The following is a 20,014-nucleotide window of genomic DNA, read 5'->3' as shown; positions in this document are numbered from 1 at the left end:
TAACCACGTGTTGATCGCACTTGAGGTTTTAACTCTAAATCCCACCAATTTTGTTCAGCAATATATATAGGTTGTTCATAGAAAAAGCCTTCATTTGAAGTAATACCAAATGTTGGTGTTAAAAGTCCTGTCCGTCTTTTAGTATCTAAAGAGTATCCAATATATGGTGTATAAAAAACAGGTATGTCATATATAAAAATTCTTGCATTATAAACATTTAGCCACATATCATCAGAGTTGTAAGTTGCAGAGTAAAAATGAATTTTCCATAGTGGATCGTTTGGATTACATCCACTAAGAACTCCTGAGTCAATATCAAAATCTTTATTTATTGCACAACCTGAATCAGCACTAATCCAGACATTTGATTCTTTTTCAAGCATAAAAAATGGTTTAAACATTCGCTCTTTTTTAGAAATATCTAGTTTTGCATAATCACCTAAAAGTTTATAACTTTTTCCTTGTGTAGCTCTAATATTATCAAATAGTTCCAATACTCCGCTATTTTTATCATAAATTGCTTTTTTTGCACTAAGGAAATAATCTTTATAAACTACTGTCACTTCTCCTAAAGCTGTTACAATATTATTCTCAGACTCCATAGAAGTAGAATATATTTCCACTTTATCGTCTGTCTTCATATCTTTTTTAGTTTTTTCTTGGTTTTGTTTTTGATCTTCTTTTTTAGCAAATTGTCTTGTTTCTTCTTTATCTGCTGCATTTATCATTGATGTAAGAAGTAAAAATATGGTTAGAAATTTAAGCATCTACAACCAATGTTTTTGCTGTTTTATCATGCCATGTTTGTCTTTCAGGATTAAGTAGTCCCCATAAGAAACCAAGATACATGATTACTTCTGAAATAACACGGAAAATAGAGCGATTTAGGGATACTAATACATTAGGAGTTTGCATAGTTTTTGTATCAATTACTCTTATTTTCATTATAATTTTTCCAATAGAAGCACCGTACTGCATAACAAAAAAGGCTTGATAAATAATTTTCATTAGCATGTATTCTAATACAAACGTATTTGTTATATTTATCATCTGCTCCATTGTCACAGCTTGGGCAAATGAATCCCAAAGGGCAACTACTAGTAAAAATGAAAGTAACATCTCATCTATAAAAAATGCCATAGCTCTTTTTTTATTACTTGCTAATACTATACCTTCACGATGAAGAATATTTTCTATCTCTTCGTTCAACTACATACTTCCTAAAGAGCTTGATAAGCGATGTCTGTTCTTATCTTCTTACCTGCATAGTGAACTTGACCACATCTTAAATATGCTCTGTCTCTTGCTTGTTTGATACTATCTCCTAAACCAACACATACTAGAACTCTACCGCCATCTGCATAAAGTACTCCATCTTCCAGACTAACACCTGCATATGAAATATGAGTGAAATTTTTAACATCTTCATGATGCACTTCATCTACAATAATCTCTGCTGGAGTTGAGCTTGAATAAGGGTAGTTTCCACTAGCCATTACAACCCCAACAGCAAACTGTTTTGAGAATTCTACTTTTATCTCACTTAGTCTATTTGTAGATGCTTTAAGGAACATATCACTAACACTTGAAGTCATAAGAGGCATAAGAATCTCACACTCCGGATCTCCAAAACGAACGTTGAACTCTAGTGTAATTGGCTCACCATTAACTACCATTATTCCGATAAAAAGAACTCCTTCAAAGGGTGCTCCCTCTTTTTTCATTCCATCTAATGTAGGACGGATAACTCTATCTCTAACTTTTTGATATAACTCTTCATCAACCAAAGGTGTTGGAGCATAAGCACCCATTCCCCCAGTATTTGGTCCTTCATCACCATCTAAAAGTCTTTTATGATCTTGTGCTGCTGGAAGTAGTATATAATCTTCTCCATCACAAACAGCGAACATTGAAAGCTCGTAACCATCTAGGAACTCTTCAACAATAACTTTAAGTCCTGCAGAACCAAAACTTTTTCCACTTAGCATCTCAGAAATTGCTACTTTTGCTTCGTCATGACTCTGCGCAATTATTACACCCTTACCACCACACAGTCCATCAGCCTTAACAACAATTGGAGCAGTTAAAGTCTCTGTAAATTTAAAAGCGTCTTCTATAGATGCTGTCTCAATATATTTTGCTGTCGGAATGTTATACTTTGCTAAAAAGTTCTTCATATAAACTTTTGAACCCTCAAGCTGTGCAGCTTCTTTACTTGGTCCAAAAATTGTTAAATCTTTTGCTTTAAAAATATCTACCACACCATCTACAAGTGGAGCTTCTGGACCTACTATTGTTAATTCTATTGAGTTTTCTTTTGCGTAATCAGCTAATTTATCATAATCTTTAATATCTAAATTTGTACCTAAATTGTTTGTAGCGCCATTTCCTGGCATAAAAAATATTTCATGTTCTTGGTCTTCGTTTAAAATTGCTCTAGCTATAGAGTATTCTCTACCACCTGCACCTAAAATTAATATTTTCATATATTCTCCGATTTATTTATAGTAATGTGGGGTATCTATCAAAAGAAGATAGCCCGAGGTAGCCGTTTCGTAATTGGCTTGGTTCTAAAAGCCGTATTTGGGTGAAGAGAGAGTTCTCTAAAGGCGACATCATCTCGATAGAGTTAACATATCTCAAGCGATGACACCGGCACGCAAGAACTCTACTAAGTTCACTGTTTGAAAATGTAGAACCCTCATATGTACGATATATCGAACTACTCAGACTATGGTTATATTATACTAAAAAATTACTTGATTTTATTTAACAGTATTATCTTTTGAGGAAGTTATTTTAAAATATTTGTATTTTCATTATGCTTGAAGGGTTAAAGCCATTTCCATACAACTATCTATCGATGTTTTTTCTGAAATTTTATATTCTATGCCATCAGGTAAAGCTTTTGCCGTTGTCTTACCAATAACAACAACTTTTGCATCTACTCCTATAATATGAGTTTTTAAAAAGCATTCTATTGAAGATGGAGAGGTAAATATTAGTATAGGATTATCTTGAACTTCTACTTCCATTCCTTCGCAAGCACACTCGCTAACATATAAAATCTCTTCATCTATATTATATCCATCATTTTGACATCTCCCAACAAAGTCAGATGCTATAAGTTCTGCTCTTAGATATAACCATTTTTTATCTTTAGATTTTTCTTTTATATTTTTAACTAGGTTATCACCATAACCATCACCAATATCTAAGATTTTTCCGCCAAAGTTTTCATAAGATGCTGCAGTTTTTACAGATACACATAAAGAAGGTATCTTTATAAATTCTTCTTTTTTATATTGTTCAAGGGCTTTTACTGTTTGTTTAGAAGTTATTATAAGGTAGTCATATTTTGAAAAATCAATACTTGGTTTTAAAAATCTAACCTCTAATGATTTAGAGCTAATAGCATCTGGATGTTTTGAAGTAGCGAAAAGATATATTTGTCTTGGCATTAGTTCTCCTAAAATTACAAAACTCTAAATTATAAAAAGTTTGATGTAATTTGGAATGTTTTAAGACTGAGGCATAGTAAACTATGCTGAAGTCTTAATCATTTCAAAGTGCATGGAAATTTTTCTTAATTTATTCCCATTCTATTGTTGCTGGTGGTTTAGAAGATATATCATAAACAACACGGTTGATTCCATCAACTTCATTGATGATTCTTCTAGAAATTCTCTCTAGTAAATCGTGAGGAAGGTGAGCAAATGTTGCAGTCATTCCATCAACCGCTTCAACAACTCTAACACAAACAGTATTATCATAAGTACGATTATCACCCATAACACCTACAGATTTTACATTTAGTAAAACTACAAATGCTTGCCATGTTTTAGCATAGTATCCACTAGCTTTTAACTCATCAAGAAGAATCACATCAGCTTCACGAAGAAGAGTTAAATCAGGTACATTTACATCACCCATAATTCTAATAGCTAAACCTGGTCCAGGGAATGGATGGCGGTTAATCATACTTGCTGGAAGTCCAAGCTCTAATCCAATTTTACGAACTTCATCTTTAAATAATTCGCGAAGAGGTTCAATAAGCTCAAAATCCATCCAATCAGGAAGTCCACCAACATTATGATGTGACTTAATAACTTCAGATGGACCATTTACAGAAATTGACTCAATAACATCAGGATACAAAGTTCCTTGAGCTAAGAACTTTATTCCATCATGTTTTTTAGCTTCTTTTTCAAACTCTTCTATAAAAGTGTGACCTATTATTTTACGTTTAGTCTCAGGGTCAGAAACACCCGCAAGTTTACCTAAGAAATTGTCAACTGCATCTACAGTGATTAGAGGAGTTTTTAGGTTAATTTTAAATACTTCTTCTACTTGTTCACGTTCACCTTTCCTAAGCAATCCATTATCAACAAAAACAGGAACTAGTTGATCGCCAATCGCTTCATAAAGCATTGCCGCAACAACAGAGCTATCAACTCCACCACTTAATCCACAAAGAACTTTTCCTGTTCCTACTTTTTCACGAATGATTTGAATTTGCTCTTTTAAGAAGTGCTCCATTTTCCATTTCTCAGTTACTCCACAAATATTTTTTGCAAAGTTTCTAAGCATTAGGTAACCTTCCTCAGAGTGTTGAACTTCTGGGTGATACTGCATTGCATAAACACGTTTTTCTTCATTAGCAATTGCTGCATAAGGAGAGTTATCAGAAGTAGCAATTGGGGAAAAACCTTCGGGTAAGACATCTACCTTGTCGCTATGACTCATCCAAACTATACGATCATCATCACAATCAGCTAAAAGTGGAGAATTAGTCTCTAATTTTAGCTCTGCTTTTCCATATTCATGATGATCTGAGCGGATAACACTTCCACCAAAATCCACGGCAATTCTTTGCATACCATAACAGATACCAAGAACTGGAAGACCTAGTTTATAAACACCTTGGTCAACCTCATAAGCATCTGCGTTATAAACAGAAGATGGACCACCACTAAGGATGATTCCCTTAGGGTTCTTTGCTTTAATATCTTCTACTGATGTGTGGTATGGAAGAATTTCACAATAAATTTTATCTTCACGAAGACGACGAGCTATAAGTTGAGTGTATTGAGAACCAAAATCTAAAACAATAATGCTAACATTTGTCATATGGATGCCTTTAAAAAAAATGAGTTGTTAATTAATTCTGAAAGGATACTATAAAAAAGATTAAGATTTAATTTGAAGTTTTACTCCCTGTGCGCTAGGCACAAGGAGTAGGTAGATAAGCGTTATATATTAATATTGAATATAAAGACCTAGTATCTCATACTGTACATACCAAATAGAAACCGATACGAAGTAACCGATTACGATAGTCCAAGAGTATTTCATGTGTACGCCAAAAGTATATATACCTTTTAGTTTACCCATAACACCAACACCGGCAGCAGAACCAAAAGAGATCATACTACCACCAACACCGGCAGTTAAAGTAACTAACATCCATTGTGCTAATGGAATATCTGGAGAAGCTTTTAAAACTGCAGACATTACTGGAACATTATCAACGATTGCTGATAAGAAACCAACACCTATATTTACATAAGTTGGATCAAACATAGTATAAAGCTGAACAGCATGACCTAAGAATCCTGCGAAGTGAAGAGCACCAACAGCAGCTAAAATACCAAAGAAAAATAGCAGTGTGTCATTTTCAACTTTTGAAACAGATTTATATATCTGAATATCATGATCATGATATTTTTTAAGTCTATATGCATAAAGTTGTAAAAGTGAAAGACCAAATAACATTCCCCACATTGGAGGTAAATGCATTAGTTGTTTTCCGAAAACTGCTGAAGCAATTGTGAATACACCTAGGAAGATTATAACTTTTCCGCCCTTGTGAATTTTTACAGCTTCTGCACCTTCAATTTTTTCAGGTTGACCTTCTGGAACAAAACGAGAAAGAAAGAATGCTGTAATAGACCAACCAACGATAGAAGCAGGAAATAAGAATAAGAAATCAACAAAGTGACCCTTACCTGCAGACCAAGCCATAAGTGTTGTGATATCACCAAATGGAGACCAAGCACCACCTGCGTTTGCAGCTACTACTATATTTATCGCAGCAGGAACTAAGAAAGCTTTATTATCTCTTTCAATTGTAATAAGTACTGTTGAAAGGATAAGAGCAGTCGTTAGATTATCTGCAATAGGAGAGATAAAAAATGCTAAGATACCAGTTACCCAGAACAACTTTTTATAGTTATATCCTGAATTGATCAGCTTTTCTTTTAAGGCATCAAAAACATTTCTCTCAATAAGTGCTTCAATAAATGTCATTGCAACAAATAAGAAGAAGAAAATCTCTGCTATTTCTAAAATTAAATGTGCTATTTCTATATCAAATGCTGAAAAATCTAAACCATTATATGCGTAATATCCACCAAGTAACATAAACATGAAAGTACCTGTAAATAAAGCTGGTTTAGCCTTATTAATGTGATACTTTTCCTCTGCTGCAATAAAATAATATCCTACTATAAATATTGCTAATAATAACCAACCAAATGGTTCAACGGCTAAATCAACCGCGTGAGCTCCACCTTCTACTGCTTTTGTCATTCTTTCTCCTCTAAAATTGTGTGTACACCAATCGATTTGTCTCTAGCTAATGCGCAGAGAACAATCTCTTTTGACGTAAGTAAACGAAATTTCAGTAGTTTACCAATATTTTCATTTAAAAGAGCATTAATTTGCTCTAATGCATTATTTAAACCTTTTTTTGTTCTAACAATAGAGACATTTTCCCACATGATACGACGCAATAAGTTCTTTTTTGATTTATCGTCTTTATAACTCATAACTTCATCACTAACTTCAAATTTATGAATCTCTTTAATTTTTGAATTATTTAAAATATCTCTAGTAGCCTCTCTTGCAAAAACAAGACCTTCTAGTAAAGAGTTAGATGCAAGTCTATTTGCTCCATGAACTCTTACAGATGCAACTTCACCAATAGCATAAAGTCCACCAATATTTGGAACCTTTCCTTTAAGATCAGTTTTAATTCCACCAATTGCATAATGAAAAGCTGGAGATATTGGCACTCTTTGAGTAGGAACATCAAAACCAATATCTTTTAGATTTTTATATATATTTGGGAATCTCTGCACAAAATAATCATAATCAAAGTTTTGCAGATTGAGATAAATTTTTAAGCCTGTTTTTTGACTATGGTCATAAATAGACTTACTCACTATATCTCTAGATGCAAGCTCACCACGAGAATCGTAATCAAATAAAAATCTTTTTCCATTCTCATCTTCAATTGTCGCGCCCTCACCTCTTAAAGCTTCAGTTAAAAGAAGTTTTTGTGCATATTTACTATTTACATATACGGTAGGATGAAACTGCATCATTTCCATATGTTCAAGTTTAATACCCTTCATAAGACAAAGACCCTGCATATCAGCGCTAATACAAGGAGCATTAGTATGATATTCAAATAAAGAACCAACACCTCCACTCGCAATAATTACATTTTGAGAGTAAATATTGGTACTTTCTCTATGCTCTAAGACTGTGACACCGTAGCATTCATCATTTTTAATAAGTAAATCAACAACTCTAGCATTACTAAGAAGTGAATGAGCATTTTTTTCTAACAAGAAATGATGAATATATCTGCCTGTGGCATCTCCGCCAGCGTGTAATATTCTATTAGTTGAGTGTGCTGCTTCTTTTGTGTATAGTAACTCTCCATTTTCATCAGAGTCAAATTCAAATCCATTATGGATAAGATCATCTATAACTTCTCTTGAATTATGACTTAAAACTTTTACAGCTTCTTCATCACAAAGCCCTGCCCCTGCATCTAAGGTATCTTTTATATGTAGGGGAATATCCTCAGCATCTTTTGACAGAGCTACTCCTCCTTGGGCATAAAAGCTATTACATTTAAAAGTTTCTCTTTTATTTATAATGAGTACTTTTTTATCTGAAGGAAGTTTAGAAGCTGCATATAAACCAGCTACCCCTGCTCCGATAATTATTACATCATATTGCATTATTTAGTTGGCTCTTTTATAATAAACTCAACATTTTTATCACCCACTGGTGCTTCTTTTAGATAATAGGGTGCTTTTTTATACCCACATCCGTTTAAACTTAATGCAAACATTGCTATAATAAGCAGATGAAAAACAGTGCACAAATTCTTAAATTTATTCAACATAGACCTCAATTCTCTAAACTTTGTAAATATAAATGTATTGAAAAAATACAATCTATATTTTCTCCAGCACTTCAAAAGATGATTAAGTTTGCATATTTTAAAAATGACATACTTTTTTTCGTACTTAATCATCCTGGTGCTAAACAAGAGTTTGATAATAATATACAAAGTATTAAAAGTGCTTTAAAGTTTGTCTCTCCTGAGGAATGTAGCGAGGTAAACGTAACAGATATAAGAGCTTTTGTGACAAATAAACCTATAAAAAAAGTTCCTCTGTTTGAAACAGACTCTAAAGAAGAATATAAAGAGAGAGCAACTGGTGATTTTACTATAGACATTAAAGACGAAAAACTAAACTCTCTTGTGAAATCAATCCAAGATATAATAAAAGCAAAAAATGACTCTTAAACAAACAATACAACAACTCCCAGACTCTGCTGGCATCTATCAGTATTTTGATAAAAATGACAATCTACTCTATATTGGAAAAGCAAAAAATCTAAAAAATAGAGTAAAAAGTTATTTTTCTTTTACTCCTGAATTAAAAGCTAACTCTAACTTGTCTCTTAGAATAACTAAAATGATAAATCAAACTGAGTCTATGAACTATATAGTTGTTAATTCAGAACATGATGCTCTTATACTTGAAAACTCGCTGATAAAGCAGTTAAATCCAAAATATAATATTCTTCTACGTGATGATAGAACATACCCTTATATTTATATAGATAAATCTCAAAAGTATCCAAGATTTGAGATTACAAGAAAAATTATAAAGGCTTCTGATATTGAATACTTTGGTCCATATTCAATAGCTTCAAGAGATATTTTGAACTCTGTTTATGAATTATGCAAACTCGTACAAAAAAAAGGTTCTTTAAAGTCAAAAAAATTATGTCTTTATCATCAAATAGACAAATGTTTAGGCCCTTGTGAACTTCCTATATCAGATGCAAGGTATAACCAAGAGTTAGATTTAGCTTATGAACTTATTAGAAATAAAAAGTTACTGATTAAAAAACTTCAAGAAAAAATGCTCTTTTATGCCCAGAGTCTTAGATTTGAAGAGGCTGGAGAGCTTAGAGATAGAGTAGAAAAAATAACCCGCTCAGAGATTAAAAGTGAAATTGATTTTGCTACTAAAGAGAACTACGATATTTTTGTTCTACACAACTCTCAAACAAGAGCAGTTGTGGTTAGAATATTTATGCGAGACGGAAAAATTATATCATCTACACATGACTATATACAGTTAAATGAGGGTTATGATGAAGATGAGCTTTACCAAAGAGTTCTTTTAGACTTTTATTCGAAAGAAAAACCACCTATTATCGCTCCTATTTTAGTAGCAAGTGAGTTTGAAAACATTAGTGTTATACAAGAGCATCTAAGTACTATATTTGAAAAAAAGGCAAGTATTAAAGTACCAAAACAAGGGAATAAAAAACAGTTAATAGATTTGGCTATTTTAAATGCAAAAGAGCTTCTAAAAAAAGATAAGTTATTAGTTGACACTAAAATATTAGCCGAGCTTCAAGAGTTATTATTACTTCAACGTATGCCAAAGAGAGTAGAAGTTTTTGACAACTCTCATATGTCAGGTGTCGCTACAGTTGGAGCTATGATAGTTTATGAAGATGGGAAGTTTGATAAAAAAAGTTATAGAACTTACCACTTAGATGCAAAAGATGAATACGCTCAGATGCGAGAAACTCTAACAAGAAGAGTTGAAAGTTTTTCTAAAAACTCCCCTCCAGATTTGTGGATTATAGATGGTGGGGCAACACTTTTAAAACTAGCTTTTGAAATTGTAAATTCAGCAGGTGTCTTTATAGATATTATTGCAATATCTAAAGAGAAAATAGACGCAAAATCTCATAGAGCCAAAGGTAAAGCAGATGATATCATTCATACAAAAGATGATATTTTTAAGCTAAAAAATTCTGATAAAAGACTCCAATGGACTCAGAACCTAAGAGATGAAGCACATAGAAGTGCTATTGGCTTTCATAAAAAAACAAAACTAAAACTTGATAAAGAAAGTAAACTTTTAAGCCTCAAAGGAATTTCTCAAGCAAAAGTACAAAAACTATTAAATCATTTTGGAACTTTTGAAGCTCTAAAAAGTTTATCTATCGAAGAAATAAATTCTGTTTTAAACATAAATGATGCAAAAATAATTAAAAATATTTACTTCTAAGTATAATTTTGTATCTATTATGATATATTTATATCAAAATATTTTGTAAAGTATAAGGTTTGTTTATGAACAAAGTAGTACAGGTAGATGAAGAATATATTTTTGAGGGTAGTATACTGATAAGTCAAACTGATTTAAAAGGTATCATAACTTTTGCAAATAGAAAATTTTGTGAAGTGTCAGGTTACAAAGTTGATGAACTTATAGGAAGCAACCTCAATATTATCAGACATCCAGATATGCCAAAAGCTATATTTTCTAAAATGTGGACCAGCATACAAGATGGGCAATCTTGGAATGGACTTGTGAAAAATCTTCGTAAAGATGGTCTATGCTACTGGGTGGATACAGAAATAATACCAATTCATGATGATAAAGAAGAGATTATTGGTTATATCTCTGCTAAAAACGTTGCTTCAAGAAAAGATATCCAAGAAAATGAAGATCTTTATAAAAAAATTCTTGAAACTGAAAACTAAGGGGTACTAATGTTAATTTACAACTATCAAAAAGAATTTGTGGGTATTGACGAATCTGATTTAAAAGCTTTGGGGTTTTCAGATTTATCTCAACTAAGAAGTGAGTCAGCAGACTTCGCAGATTTATTTGTTAAAACACCTGGTTTTGTACATAACTTTAAGCATGTTCACTGGATAGACTTTGTTACATGTGCAGAAGGGAGTGAAGATTCAAAAGTAATTATTCATGCAAATGGAAAAAACTTTAGAAGTACTCTTGATATAAAAACTGCATTTCTTCTTGATGACCCATCACAAAAAGCATATATAATAAACCTTAACAACTTAAGAGCATTGACTCACAATGAAAATGAACAAATTGAAGGTGATTTACTAGAAAAACCTGCACCAAGAGTTTCTACTGAGAGTTCTGCAATATTTAGTACTCCAGACTCTAGTTCTAACTTTGAGGATGAGAATCTAACTAAAACTATAGAAGAGCCCATCCAAGAGGTGGAAGTAACTCATGACCCATATGAAGTAAGCCAGAGCGATACTCTTGATGAACTAAATACCAATTTAAACATTGTAGAAGATATGTATGAGGATACTCCTATAGACCTTGGTGAAGAACTTCTAGAAATTGAAGATGAGCCAGAAGATATAATTGAAATTGAAGATGAAATATCAGAACTTGAAAAAGAAGCTAATGAAAAAGAATTAGCTCCTATATATACTCAGGAATTAAACATAGGCAATGATTATCTGTATGATCCAAAGTTAGCTTCAAATGAACTTGGTCTTCCTGTTGACTTAATAGAGGAGTTTATTCAGGATTTCATATCTCAAACAAATGAGTTTAAAAATGACTTATACAATTCTCTAGATCTTAATGATATTGACAATATAAAAATCCTTTCTCACAAACTAAAAGGTGTTGCTGCTAATCTTCGTATAGAAGACGCTTACGAGGTTCTAAGTACAATCAATACTTCAGATGATACGGAAGAGATTAAAACAAATGTAGATACTCTTTATATGATTATTGATAAATTATCTAATAAAGTTCCTGACATACAAAGTCCTCAAGTAGTTGAGAGTGCTGAAGATATAGCTACAAACGAAGATGATGATTTAATACTTAGCTTTAAAGATGATGATATACAAGAGAATAAAGACGAAGAAATTAAAATAGAAGTCCCCGAATTAGAAGAGGAAGAGTTTTTAATTTCGGAAGGTATAGAAGATATTGTCTTGGATGATAATGTTGAGGAAATTGAAGATTTAATTGAAATTACTTTAGATGATGAGATAGAAGATATTGAAGAAGTAAGTATAAATATGTTGGACTCTGAGCCTATTGTTTATGATAAAGCAAAAGCAGCAAATGAAATTGGTATAGATGAGCAAAACTTTGAGACACTCTTTGATGACTTTATAATAGAGGGCAATAAAGCTTGTTCTAAAATTATAAGTTCAGTAGAAGAAGGTGATGACAACTTATGTAAACAAACAGCAATCAAATTCAAAAGAATGAGTGATAACATGAGAATAAATGATTTCACATCAGAGTTAGAGTCTATTATTAATACTCAAGACTCTGAAGCAGTAAAAAAAGCTGTAGATGCCATTAGCCATAAATTACAGCAAATATCAAGCGTAAAGGTTTAATATATGCAGTTAGGTTTAAAAAACAGATTAATACTAATTAGCTTATTTCCTATTATTCTTCTACTTTCACTAACAAGTTATTACTTATATGATTCATTTAAAAACTATGAAAGAGCAGAAATACTTCACGATAAATTATATGAAAATAAATATTTAAATGATGTAGTAGGTAATATAGCCAGAGAAAGAGGTATGACTGCAATGTACCTTGGTGATCCTTCAAAAAGTATTTTTAAATCTCTACAACAGCAAAGAAAAATTGTTGATGTAAAGATAAATGCTTACCTTCAACACACCAAGAATAAATCAAAATCACATGATCATTCAAAGGGACAACATAACTGTATTACATGTCAAAACTACGATTCAGTAGAAAACTCTTTAAAAAGAATACAAGATGCAAGAGAGCTTGTTGATAAGAAGAAAATAAGATTTAGACATGTATTTACTAAAGTATATAGTGACATACAAAGTATAGCGATTAAACAACTTGAACAGATTGCCCATGACCAAACAGACCAAGATATTAATGAACTTTATTCTATATATATTGGTATGGTAAATGCAAAAGAGTTTAGTGGTATTGAGAGAGGTTATATGTCATATATTATCTCTCTTTCAAGTCTGCTAGCAGAGGAAGATCTCAACAAGTGGATATCTACTATAGGTAAAGCAGATGCAATAAGCTATTCAACACTTCGAAATAAAAATCTTCTTAATGAGTTAGACCTTCTTTTTCAAAATGAAGATGCAGTAGAGCTATTTAACAATATCAATACTGAGCGAACAGCAATAATTTCAGCTAGTCAACGTGGAAAATATGACATTACATCTGGTATTTGGTTTAGTATGCACTCTGAAAAAATTAATATTATTTCAAATGCAGAAGATTTATTATTAAATGAAATGGATAAAAGAGCAAAAGAAGTACAAGCAGAATCGCTAGAATTTTTGATTATTACATTAGCTATCTGGATAACAGCCTTGATTCTTGCAACATTAGGCTATTTCTTATCTAATGAAATGAATAGAAATATTAAAAACCTTGAATATGTACTAAAAAGGGTTGCTGAAGATACAAGGGAAGAAGAAGAGACTACTGTTATTAATCTGAATTCAGCAGATGGAATTAATGACGCGTATGATTTATTAGAAAAGATTATTGCTCAAACTAGAGAAGATAAAGAATCTGCTCAAGAGGCTAGTGAAGCAAAATCTATGTTCCTAGCAAATATGTCTCACGAAATACGAACTCCTCTTAATGGTATTGTTGGATTTACTGAACTTCTTAAAGATACAGGTCTTGAAGAGGAGCAGAGTGAGTTTGTTGAGATTATTGAAAAGTCATCTGAAAATCTTCTTGAAATTATTAATAATATTCTTGATCTTTCTAAAATTGAGAGTAATAAGCTTGAGATTGAAGATACTGTATTTAACCCAATTGATGAGTTTGAAAGTGCAGTTGACGTGTATGCAGTTCGCGCTAGTGAAAAACATATTGACCTTGGATGTTTTATAGATCCTGAGCTAGAGCGTCCGTTAAAAGGTGATCCTACTAAGATTAAAGAAATTATTATCAACTTACTTTCTAATGCTGTTAAGTTTACAAGTAGCGCAGGTTCTATCAATGTTGATATAAGAAAAGTCGAGTGTGACCTAGTAGATAAAACAAGAGTTAGATTTGAAGTTCAAGATAGTGGTATTGGTGTAACAAGTGAGCAAAAATCTAGAATATTTGAAGCATTCACCCAAGCAGACACATCTATTACTCGTAAGTATGGTGGTACTGGTCTTGGTCTTACCATTTCAAGTAGATTTATTGAACTTATGGGTGGGCAACTTGACCTTCATAGTGAACCAGGTACTGGAACAACATTTTACTTTACAATAGATTTTGAAGATGTAGCAACACTAAACGAAAGTATCCAAGGAAAGTATTCTTCTCTTAATGCTTTGGTTTTGCAAAACAATCATAAAATAAAAAGACAAGATACTTACCTACGCGAATATCTTGACTTTTATGGAGTTAATTACACTACTTTTAACAATATAAATGAGTTAGAAACTCTACAAACACAAAAAAACTATGATCTAATATTTGTAGATTATGACTATTCTCAAGAAAATGAACTTGCACACTATGCAAAACTTCCTCAAGCTCTAGTTCTTTTGACTAAGTCATACTATATGAAAAAAATAGACTCTCTTCATTTAGATATATTCAAAACATTATATGAACCATTAAATATATCAAAAATTAAACTTGTTATAGAAAATTACAATGCTGAGAGTTTAAATGGGAAAAAAGACAAAAAAATAAGTTATAAAAAGGCTAATGAAGAAGCAACAAAATTTAAAGCAAATATTTTAGTTGCTGAAGATAATATCATCAACCAAAAACTAATTAAGAGAACTCTTGAAGATTTAGGACTTAATGTAGTTTTAGCTAGTAATGGTCTTGAAGCTTTTCAAAAGAGAAAAGATGGTAATTTTGACCTAATATTTATGGATATTCAAATGCCATTTCTTGATGGTGTAGAAGCTACTGCTGAAATTTTGGAGTATGAAGAAGACTATAACCAAGTTCACATTCCTATTTTAGCACTTACGGCAAATGCTTTAAAAGGTGATAGAGAAAGATTTCTACAAGCTGGTCTAGATGAATATACAACTAAACCTCTAGTGCGTTCAGAAATCATCTCATTACTAAATCACTTTCTTGCTGATTTTATCGTTGAAGATGAACTCATTGAGGAAGAAGTAATAAAAGCTGTAATAAATACAGAAATTATTGAAAAACCAAAGTATAAAGCAGATATTCTTTTAGCAAAAAATAGTACCTTTGAATCAAAACTATATACACATCTATTAGAATCACTAAATTATAGTTATGAGATAGCTAATACGAGTAAAGAGTTAGATGAGTTGAGTAAAAACAATAGATATAAGCTCATACTATTTGATAAAGAATTAGTAGGACAAGAGTTAGAAAAATTCTCTAATGATATTAAAAAAGAAAATCAAGATAGTGGACTAACTTCTTATCTTGTGCTTGTAAATGATCCTTCACTTAAAGAGAGCAGTGATGATGCTTTGTATGTGCATGAATTAATAGGCAATATAGTTACCAAAGACTTACTAAGGTTAGTGTTTGAAAAATTTATTTAAGGATAAGATATGTCAAAAGTAGACCTAATAGTTCTAATTGTAGATGATGATATGATAAATCTTAAACTACTTAAATCAATGTTAATGAAAAATACCAAGGTAAAAGAAGTTGTCCAAGCAAGAAATGGTTCAGATGCGATAGGTGTTCTTAAATCAAGGGATGATATAGATCTTATCTTACTTGATATTATTATGCCAATTATGGGTGGTCTTGAGATGCTCAAAGTTGTGCGGGCTGATGATAATCTTCGTCAATTACCAATTATAGTACTTACAACTGATGAGACGAAGAAGAGTGAGGCTTTGGAATTTGGGGCTAATGGATTCTTAATGAAACCGATAAGAAATAATGACTTAGTTCAAAAAATTGCAACTGTGCTAGTCTAGGAAGTCTTAAGACTCCTTGACTAAAATATGTTTTAAGACTTCTTCTACTCTAGTTACACCAACTATTTCAATAGAATCTTTTACCTCTTTAGGAATATCTTCTAAATCTCTTTCATAATTTTTTGCGGGAATAAGAACTTTACTCATTCCTGCTTTATGTGCGGCAATTAACTTCTCTCTTAATCCACCAATTGGAAGAACATCACCACTTAAAGAAACTTCTCCAGTCATCGCTATTTCTGAACGAATCTTTTCTCCACTAAGTATAGACGCTATAACGCTTACCATAGCTATACCAGCACTTGGACCATCTTTTGGTGTTGCACCATCTGGAACGTGAATATGTAGGTCATAACGCTTATAGACCTCACTAGTATCTACTTTTATATTTTCTTCATTTTCTTTAAATGTAAGAGGAACATTCTCAGGTGAAATTTTAAGCTTTTTAGAATCTATCAATGTTTTCACAACACTCATAGCAATTCTTGCACTCTCTTTCATTACATCACCAAGACTACCTGTGAGTTGAAGAGTGCCCTTACCTTTGATTCTGATACTTTCAATCTTTAAAACATCTCCTCCAACTGCCGTCCATGCAAGTCCATTTACAACACCAACAACTGGAACTTTTGTAGTTTTTTCTATCTCAAATACACTCTTATCAAAAAAGTCTTTGAGATTTTTAAGAGAGATAGAAATCTTATCTGTAGCACTATTTTCTAACATCTGTCTAGCAACTTTTCTACTCATATCTGCAATACGACGACGAAGGTTTCTAACTCCTGCTTCTCTTGTATAACTATGGATAAGTTCTTTTAGTGCTGGATCTGATATACTTATTTCACTCTTTTTAAGACCATGTTTTTTAAGCTCTTGAGGAAGTAAATATCTCTTAGCTATTTCAAACTTTTCTTGCGGCGTGTATGAGCTAATTGTAATAAACTCCATTCTATCACGAAGAGGAGTAGGAATACGACTAACATCATTTGCTGTTGCAATAAAAATCACCTTACTAAGATCTATATCAAAGTTAAGATAGTAATCTCTAAACTCTTTATTTTGCTCAGGATCTAGTATTTCTAAAAGTGCAGCTGTTGGATCTCCTCTTTGAGAACGAGAAACTTTATCTATCTCATCTAAAACAACAACAGGGTTCATCTTCTTAGCATCTATAAGACCTTGTGTTATACGACCGGGCATTGCACCAACATAAGTTCTTCTATGTCCTCTTAATTCATTAACATCTTCAAGTCCACCTAGAGCTATTCTAATAAGTGGTCTTTTGAGAGCTTCTGCAATAGAATTTGCTAGAGAAGTTTTACCTACACCAGGAGGTCCTGAAAAACAAAGAATTGCTCCAGCACTATCACTTCCTGAACCTCTTAACTCTAATAGTTCTTTAACTGCGAAGTACTCAACAATTCTCTCTTTTGGTTTTTTAAGTGAGAAATGGTCTTCATTTAACTGAGTTTCAACATCTTTAATCTTAAGTGCTTTTTTTGCATTTTCACCAAATGGAATCTCTAAAGTCCAGTCTAAATATGTCTGTGTCATAGAAGCATCAGAAGAGTCAGGATGCATTCGTGAGAATCTTTCTATCTGTTTAGAAATTTCTTTATAAGCTTCTTCACCCATTTTGCCTTTTTTGGCTTGGAGTTTATTTCTATAATCTTCTATCTCTTCATCACGAGCGGTATCAGTTCCCAACTCTTTTTGAATTTGCTTTAATTGTTCTTTTAAAAAGTACTCTTTGTTAACTTTTTCTATGTGAGTGTGAACCTTACTTCGAATCTCTTTTTGTAATTTATTTGCTTCTATTTCTTCAATCAAATAATCAATCAAAAGTAAAAATCTTTTCTCTGTATTTATTTCAACAAAAAGTTTATAAGCTTGCTCTTTTTTTAGTTTAACACTACTACAAATTAAATCTATAATTCTATTATGGTCATAGTTTTCTTCTATAGTTCTAAGAAGATCAGGTGGGAAATAATTACTTACACCAGATAGTGTTCTAACTTTTTCACGAACTATTTCTAGTATTGCATCTATCTTTAAAGATTCAACATTTGTTGATTCTAGGATATCTACATTTGCTATAAGTGGAGTAGCTTGTACCTCCTTAAGAGTTTTAGCACGAGCTAATCCTTGAAAAAGAACCTTTACTCTGCCATCAGGAAGTGCTACTTTTCTCATAATAGAACCAACAACACCTGCATCGTAAAGTGAGTCATAATTTCTCTCACCTTCATGAGATGGTTTAGTAGGACATACAATAACTAAAGAACTATCTTCCATTGCCAATGTAGCTGCATTAATATTGTTTTCATCACTTAAAAAAAGTGGTGAAATCATAAAAGGGTATAAAAAAAGTTCATCTTCTGCTATTACTGGTATATCTGCTGGAAAATCGCCATAATTACTTAGTTTCATATTTTTTCCTAATTTATTAAAGTTTTAATATTTTATCTTTTAAAGTATTGAATCATCTTCTGTGATGATTCCCTTCTCTTTTAAAGTTTTTGCCTTATTTATTTCGTCTTCTTGAAATTTACTCAAATTTTGCTTAGGTTTCTCTGCTTCTTTAGGTTTTTGTATTTCTTTTGGTTTAGTTTTATCTTTAGTTGTTGTTGTATTATCATCAACCACAGAATTTCTAGACACAACACTTCTTGTATCTGGAACCATAAAAGCATACCAACTCTCAGTTCCATCACCTTCAAACCATTCGCGGTACCAAGGTGTATTTGCTCTATCTAATTCATCCCACTTTATCCATGGTTGTAGATTTATATTTCTATAGTACTCTGCACTCTTTGGTTTATCTATTCTTACATAAAGATCTGCAATAGTCTCATTTAAAGCAGCTTGTGCAAGGTATAACCTTGTTTGCATAGTCTCTACAATATCATAATACATTGAGTTAGGATAGTTGTCTTTAAATGTTTGAGATTCAACAATTGCTTGAGCAATAAGAGCTTGATCACGTCTTGGATTTGGAAGAGCTAAATATTTAGATTTTATTTTTAAAAACTCTGCATCTTCTTTTTCATTTGATGTTGCATATCTTTTTATGTATTCATTTAGAAAATGCTCACTTAGTAGATACTCTTCATAAAACATATGTGCAATGGCTAAAATCATTGTTGCTTCTGGAAGGAGAGGAGAACCTATATGTTCACCTTGTAAAGAACTATAATAATTGTCAGCTTTTTCTAAATTTCCATTAGAAATACTTTTAACTATTTTGTTGTACCAATATACTGCAGGTTTGTTATATTCTTCTACTTCTTTAGAACAGCCACTAAAGAAAAGTATCGCTGTTAAAGCTGTTAATAAAAAACTATTTTTAAATTTCATCAAATAATATCCCAATAAATAAATAAGTTGATATTCTATCCAAAAGATATATAACATAGGTTAAACAATAATGTAAGCATGGTACATTTTATGCTTAAGGTGCTATAATAAACAAATATTTTCCAAAGGTTTTTTTATGAAATTTGATATAAGCGTGCCTTTTTTAGGTTTTGATAGCATAAAACAGGTAGAGATAGAAAAGATTGACGATGTTTTTATGAAAATGGTTTCATGTGAAGATGATCAAATATCTTTTACTCTTATAGACCCTTTTGTATTAAGAGAATATGATTTTGAAATTCCAAATAATGTAAAAGAAATAATGGAAATAAATGAAAAATCAAACTTATTAATTTTAAATATTGTTCTTATTCAAACTCCTATAGAAAGTTCAGTTGTAAACTTTGTAGGTCCACTAATTTTCAATACTGACAATAATAAAGCAGTTCAAGTTATTCTAGCTGAATCAACAGAATATGGCGTAGCAGAGAAAATTTCGATATTTTTAAATAAATAATATTTAACTATTATTAGTCCTGTTATAGGACTATCTTTCTTCTTTTTTGCATA

The 20,014-nt window shown here is 31.8% G+C and carries 15 protein-coding genes and 1 pseudogene; 7 read left to right on the top strand and 9 right to left on the bottom strand.

The window, feature by feature from the left end:
• The 7 genes and pseudogenes from QZZ48_RS02625 to nadB form a co-directional block, all read right to left on the bottom strand.
• Positions 1 to 767: pseudogene (locus tag QZZ48_RS02625) on the bottom strand (hypothetical protein); the annotation flags it as partial.
• Positions 760 to 1,209 carry an RDD family protein gene (locus QZZ48_RS02620; RefSeq protein ID WP_294961652.1) on the bottom strand — a complete coding sequence of 150 codons (450 nt, stop codon included), beginning with the start codon at positions 1,207 to 1,209 and terminating at the stop codon, positions 760 to 762. The pseudogene QZZ48_RS02625 and the gene QZZ48_RS02620, both read right to left, overlap by 8 nt.
• A gap of 11 nt (positions 1,210 to 1,220) precedes the next feature.
• Positions 1,221 to 2,486 carry a phosphoribosylamine--glycine ligase gene (gene purD, locus QZZ48_RS02615; protein ID WP_294961650.1) on the bottom strand — a complete coding sequence of 422 codons (1,266 nt, stop codon included), beginning with the start codon at positions 2,484 to 2,486 and terminating at the stop codon, positions 1,221 to 1,223.
• A gap of 333 nt (positions 2,487 to 2,819) precedes the next feature.
• A complete protein-coding gene (locus QZZ48_RS02610) occupies positions 2,820 to 3,461 on the bottom strand; it encodes a uroporphyrinogen-III synthase (protein WP_294961647.1) in 642 nt (213 codons plus the stop codon).
• 130 nt (positions 3,462 to 3,591) lie between these two features.
• Entirely contained in the window at positions 3,592 to 5,130 is a 1,539-nt protein-coding gene (gene guaA, locus QZZ48_RS02605) for a glutamine-hydrolyzing GMP synthase (RefSeq protein WP_294961644.1), read from the bottom strand.
• A 129-nt stretch (positions 5,131 to 5,259) separates the two neighbouring features.
• Positions 5,260 to 6,591, bottom strand: coding sequence for a sodium:proton antiporter NhaD (nhaD, locus tag QZZ48_RS02600; RefSeq protein ID WP_294961641.1), 1,332 nt, complete (start codon positions 6,589 to 6,591; stop codon positions 5,260 to 5,262).
• Entirely contained in the window at positions 6,588 to 8,036 is a 1,449-nt protein-coding gene (nadB, locus tag QZZ48_RS02595; RefSeq protein WP_294961638.1) for an L-aspartate oxidase, read from the bottom strand. Before nadB ends, nhaD begins: the two co-directional genes overlap by 4 nt.
• A gap of 128 nt (positions 8,037 to 8,164) precedes the next feature.
• Between nadB and QZZ48_RS02590 the strand changes: the two genes are divergently transcribed.
• From QZZ48_RS02590 to QZZ48_RS02565, 6 genes are all read left to right on the top strand, one after another.
• Positions 8,165 to 8,611 (top strand): hypothetical protein, encoded by a 447-nt coding sequence (locus QZZ48_RS02590; RefSeq protein WP_294961635.1) that lies wholly within the window; start codon positions 8,165 to 8,167, stop codon positions 8,609 to 8,611.
• Positions 8,601 to 10,403, top strand: coding sequence for an excinuclease ABC subunit UvrC (uvrC, locus tag QZZ48_RS02585; RefSeq protein ID WP_294961632.1), 1,803 nt, complete (start codon positions 8,601 to 8,603; stop codon positions 10,401 to 10,403). The genes QZZ48_RS02590 and uvrC overlap by 11 nt, the downstream gene beginning before the upstream one ends.
• 65 nt (positions 10,404 to 10,468) lie before the next feature.
• Positions 10,469 to 10,882 carry a PAS domain S-box protein gene (locus QZZ48_RS02580; RefSeq protein ID WP_294961630.1) on the top strand — a complete coding sequence of 138 codons (414 nt, stop codon included), beginning with the start codon at positions 10,469 to 10,471 and terminating at the stop codon, positions 10,880 to 10,882.
• Positions 10,883 to 10,891: 9 nt separating this feature from the next.
• Positions 10,892 to 12,532 carry an Hpt domain-containing protein gene (locus tag QZZ48_RS02575; protein ID WP_294961627.1) on the top strand — a complete coding sequence of 547 codons (1,641 nt, stop codon included), beginning with the start codon at positions 10,892 to 10,894 and terminating at the stop codon, positions 12,530 to 12,532.
• Between the two features lie 3 nt (positions 12,533 to 12,535).
• Positions 12,536 to 15,700: an ATP-binding protein gene (locus tag QZZ48_RS02570; protein WP_294961624.1), complete on the top strand. Its 3,165-nt coding sequence runs from the start codon at positions 12,536 to 12,538 to the stop codon at positions 15,698 to 15,700.
• Positions 15,701 to 15,709: 9 nt separating this feature from the next.
• On the top strand, positions 15,710 to 16,087 hold the full coding sequence (locus QZZ48_RS02565) for a response regulator (protein ID WP_294961621.1): 378 nt from the start codon (positions 15,710 to 15,712) through the stop codon (positions 16,085 to 16,087).
• Positions 16,088 to 16,093: 6 nt separating this feature from the next.
• On the opposite strand, the gene lon is transcribed toward QZZ48_RS02565, so the two are convergent.
• Positions 16,094 to 18,517 carry an endopeptidase La gene (gene lon, locus QZZ48_RS02560; RefSeq protein WP_294961618.1) on the bottom strand — a complete coding sequence of 808 codons (2,424 nt, stop codon included), beginning with the start codon at positions 18,515 to 18,517 and terminating at the stop codon, positions 16,094 to 16,096.
• A gap of 39 nt (positions 18,518 to 18,556) precedes the next feature.
• Positions 18,557 to 19,444, bottom strand: a complete 888-nt coding sequence (gene bamD / locus QZZ48_RS02555) for an outer membrane protein assembly factor BamD (protein ID WP_294961615.1) — start codon at positions 19,442 to 19,444, stop codon at positions 18,557 to 18,559.
• Positions 19,445 to 19,580: 136 nt separating this feature from the next.
• On the opposite strand from bamD, the gene fliW reads away from it, so the two are divergent.
• Positions 19,581 to 19,961 (top strand): flagellar assembly protein FliW, encoded by a 381-nt coding sequence (fliW, locus tag QZZ48_RS02550; RefSeq protein WP_294961612.1) that lies wholly within the window; start codon positions 19,581 to 19,583, stop codon positions 19,959 to 19,961.
• The last annotated feature ends 53 nt before the right edge of the window (positions 19,962 to 20,014 follow it).

It is taken from the genome of Sulfurimonas sp. (assembly GCF_016744025.1).
GTDB lineage: Bacteria > Campylobacterota > Campylobacteria > Campylobacterales > Sulfurimonadaceae > Sulfurimonas.
Note: the sequence above shows the minus strand (reverse complement) of the source record. Positions and strands in the feature narration are given on the sequence as shown.

Excerpts from the sequence above, each read along its gene's own strand:
- QZZ48_RS02580 (WP_294961630.1), top strand. The coding sequence starts at position 10,469 with ATGAACAAAGTAGTACAGGTAGATGAAGAATATATTTTTGAGGGTAGT.
- QZZ48_RS02590 (WP_294961635.1), top strand. The coding sequence starts at position 8,165 with ATGAAAAACAGTGCACAAATTCTTAAATTTATTCAACATAGACCTCAA.
- QZZ48_RS02610 (WP_294961647.1), bottom strand. The coding sequence starts at position 3,461 with ATGCCAAGACAAATATATCTTTTCGCTACTTCAAAACATCCAGATGCT.
- fliW (WP_294961612.1), top strand. The coding sequence starts at position 19,581 with ATGAAATTTGATATAAGCGTGCCTTTTTTAGGTTTTGATAGCATAAAA.
- lon (WP_294961618.1), bottom strand. The coding sequence starts at position 18,517 with ATGAAACTAAGTAATTATGGCGATTTTCCAGCAGATATACCAGTAATA.
- guaA (WP_294961644.1), bottom strand. The coding sequence starts at position 5,130 with ATGACAAATGTTAGCATTATTGTTTTAGATTTTGGTTCTCAATACACT.
- uvrC (WP_294961632.1), top strand. The coding sequence starts at position 8,601 with ATGACTCTTAAACAAACAATACAACAACTCCCAGACTCTGCTGGCATC.
- QZZ48_RS02575 (WP_294961627.1), top strand. The coding sequence starts at position 10,892 with ATGTTAATTTACAACTATCAAAAAGAATTTGTGGGTATTGACGAATCT.
- QZZ48_RS02565 (WP_294961621.1), top strand. The coding sequence starts at position 15,710 with ATGTCAAAAGTAGACCTAATAGTTCTAATTGTAGATGATGATATGATA.
- nadB (WP_294961638.1), bottom strand. The coding sequence starts at position 8,036 with ATGCAATATGATGTAATAATTATCGGAGCAGGGGTAGCTGGTTTATAT.
- QZZ48_RS02570 (WP_294961624.1), top strand. The coding sequence starts at position 12,536 with ATGCAGTTAGGTTTAAAAAACAGATTAATACTAATTAGCTTATTTCCT.
- purD (WP_294961650.1), bottom strand. The coding sequence starts at position 2,486 with ATGAAAATATTAATTTTAGGTGCAGGTGGTAGAGAATACTCTATAGCT.
- bamD (WP_294961615.1), bottom strand. The coding sequence starts at position 19,444 with ATGAAATTTAAAAATAGTTTTTTATTAACAGCTTTAACAGCGATACTT.
- nhaD (WP_294961641.1), bottom strand. The coding sequence starts at position 6,591 with ATGACAAAAGCAGTAGAAGGTGGAGCTCACGCGGTTGATTTAGCCGTT.